Source organism: Micromonospora sp. ATLC16 (genome assembly GCF_057196645.1).
In genome coordinates this window covers 1-3,218 of sequence record NZ_JBXUOW010000140.1, presented here as the reverse complement: position 1 = coordinate 3,218, position 3,218 = coordinate 1, and the positions used below count along the sequence as shown (strand labels likewise).

Genomic DNA, 3,218 nt, shown 5'->3' with positions numbered 1-3,218 from the left:
CCGCCGGCCCGGCGGTTCGCGACCGCCGGGCCGTCGGCCCGGTGGGGCTTCGGTGCCCGATGCGTCGGCGCGCAGCTGCCGCAGCCGGGCGAGCAGGTCCGCCCGGCTGCGCCCACGCCAGTGCAGCAGGGTGAACGGGTCCGCGTCGAACGCCTCGGCGAGCAGGTAGAAGGTGGCCGCGAGGTGTTTGCAGGGCACCGCGACGTCCGGGCACGAACACCGCTGGTCCAGATCGCTGATCGCCGCCGGAAACAGCGGCGCGTCGGCCGCGACGAACAGCTCCTCCAGCTCGGCCGGCAAGTCGCCGGCGAGCAGCCGGGCGCTGAAGAACGCCTGGGCGGCGAGTTCCCCCTCGATCCGGGCCCACAGCCGGGCCGGAAAGGGTGGCAGTGCGACGCTGACCTGATACGGCCGGGCCCGGGAGCCCTGCACCACCGCGGTCACCACGCCCGGCGCGACGTCGAGGTGAAGCACCTGCCCGGCCCGGGCGTACGACCGGCCCCGGGTCAGCCGGGTGCCGAGCGCGAACGACTCCAGCACCTCCAGGAACCGGCGCGACCACCAGGAGACGCCGATCGCGCCCCGGGTGCTGCGGGCCCGCAGACCGCCGTCGACCCGACGTGGCGGGCCGTAGTCGGCGAACCTGCCGCCGTCGTCGGCCCTCACTCGGCCACCGCCCCCGCCTCCAGCGTGAACAGCTCCCGTAGCTGGGCGGTGGACAGCTCGGTGACCCACTGCTCACCGGTGCCGACCACCGAGGCGGCCAGGCCACGCTTGTCGGCGATCAGCGCGGCCACCTTCTCCTCCACCGTGCCGGCGCAGACGAACTTTCGGACCTGCACCCGGCGCCGCTGTCCGATCCGGAACGCCCGATCGGTGGCCTGGTCCTCCACCGCCGGATTCCACCACCGGTCCACGTGCACCACGTGGTTGGCGGCGGTCAGCGTCAGTCCGGTGCCGCCGGCCTTGAGCGAGAGGACGAACAGCGCGGGTCCGCCGTCGGACTGGAAGCGGGTCACCATCGCATCCCGGTCGGCCTTGCCGACCCCGCCGTGCAGGAACAGCACCTCCCGGCCGAACCGGGCCGACAGGTGCCCGCGCAGCATCCCGCCGAACTCCGCGTACTGGGTGAACAGCAGGGCCTTCTCCCCGGCCGCGAGGACCTCGTCGAGGATCTCCTCAAGTCGGGCCAGCTTGCCCGACCGTCCGTTCAGGGGCGAGCCGTCGCGCAGCAGCTGCGCGGGATGGTTGCAGACCTGCTTGAGCCGGGTCATGGTGGCCAGCACCAGTCCGCGCCGCTCGATGCCGTCGCTGGATTCGATCCGGGCCAGCATGTCGTCGACGACCACCCGGTACAGCGCCGCCTGCTCGGCGGTGAGGTTGCAGAAGACCTCCATCTCCAGCTTCTCCGGCAGGTCCGAGATGATCGACGAGTCGGTCTTGAGCCGGCGCAGCACGAACGGGCCGGTGATCCGGCGGAGCCGTTCGGCGGCCTCGGTGTCCCCGTGCCGTTCGATCGGTTCGGCGAACCGTTTGCGGAACGTCGCCGCCGGACCGAGCAGGCCCGGGTTGGCGAACTGCATGATGGACCAGAGGTCCGCCAGCCGGTTCTCCACCGGCGTGCCGGTGACCGCGATGCGGTGCCGGGCGGGCAGTGCGCGTACCGCCTCGGCCTGCCGGGTGGCCGCGTTCTTGATGGCCTGGGCCTCGTCGACCACCACCCGGTGCCAGTCGACGCCGGCCAGCTCCGCGGCATCCCGGGCAGCCACCGAGTACGTGGTGAGGACCAGGTCCGCGGCGTGCACGGCGGCGGTGAACTCCGCGCCGCGAGCCCGCTGCGCGCCGTGCTGCACGTGTACGCGCTTGTCCGGGGTGAACCGCGCGGCCTCCCGCTGCCAGTTGCCGACCAGCGACATCGGACAGATCAGCAGGGTCGGCCCGGCCTGCGGCGGGTCGGCGGCCAGCAGCGCCAGCAGCTGCACCGTCTTGCCCAGCCCCATGTCGTCGGCGAGCACCCCACCGAGCCCCAGCGACTGGAGGAACGCCAGCCAGGCCAGCCCTCGCCGCTGGTACGGCCGTAGCGTGCCGTGGAAGGACGGCGGTTCGTCCAGCGGGGCGAGCCGCCGGTCCACCGCCCCGGCGAGCAGGTCGCCGAGCGCACCGTCGGCACCCACCTCCAGCACCGGCAACGCGTCCGGCTGCTCGGCGTCGGACAGGCCGAGCCGCAGCAGGTCGGCCACGGTCAACTCACCGGAGGACCGCAGCAGGCGCAGGCCGGCGGCGAGCCGCTTCGGGTCCAGCTCGACCCAGCGCCCCCGCAGCCGTACCAGCGGGGTCTTCAGCTCCGCCAGACGGGTCAGCTCGTCGGAGGTCAACGGCTCGTCGCCGAGGGCCAGCTCCCAGCGGTAGTCGACCAGGGCGTCCAGTCCCACCCGGTCGGCCGGGCCGGTGACCGTGCCGGGCGCGCTGCGGGAGCTGGCCCGCAGCCGGGCGCCGAGCCGCGACGCGGGCCGCCGCCACCACGACGGCAGCAACACCGTGAAGCCCGCCGCGTGCAGCGTCGGTGCGCCCTCGCGCAGGAACCGGTGCGCGCCCTCGGTGTTCAGCTCCAGCGCCTCTGGCCGGGCGGTGCGCAGGGCCGCGTCCAGTTCCGGCCACAGTCGGCTGGCCCGGCCGAGTTCGGCCAGCAGGATCTCCTGCGGATGGTCACCGGCCACGGACGCGCCGTCGCCGCGCCAGACCTTTCCGGCGTCGACGTGCAGGCCCGGCTCGTCGTTGGCGCGCAGCCCGAACTCGATCCGCCACCGGCCGCTGGTGGCGACCACGGCATCGGGGTCGGCCGGCACCACCGTCACCGGTCCGGTCAGCTCGTCGGCCGGCGGCTCGACCAGCCGGAAGCTGGCCCGCACCGTGCCACCGGCGGCGTCGCGCTGCCACTGGTCCAGCTCGGAGCGGAGCGTGCGCAGCGCCGCCGCCTCGGCGGTGAACCCGCGCTGCGGCCCGGTCAACGCGCCCAGCCAGGCCGCCACGGCACCGTTCGGTCGCGCCCCCCGGGCCAGCGTCATCGGCGGCAGCGCGGCGCGCACGGCGGCGTCGGTGAGCGCGTCGAGCGCGTCGGCGACCAGCAGCCCGGGCACCTCTGCCGACCCGTCGGGTCGACCCGACGCCCGGGTCGCGGACCGCCGGCCGGACTCGTCGGCAGCCACCCGGGTCGAGGC

General features: G+C 74.7%; 2 protein-coding genes. Both read right to left on the bottom strand.

Annotated features, from left to right (window positions below):
• On the bottom strand, positions 1 to 666 hold a 666-nt coding region (locus tag AC2CHE_RS26640; protein ID WP_484507578.1), incomplete at its 3' end, for an SWIM zinc finger family protein.
• Positions 663 to 3,218, bottom strand: a 2,556-nt coding sequence (locus tag AC2CHE_RS26635) for a DEAD/DEAH box helicase (RefSeq protein ID WP_484507577.1), incomplete at its 5' end; no start/stop codon positions are given. The genes AC2CHE_RS26635 and AC2CHE_RS26640, both read right to left, overlap by 4 nt.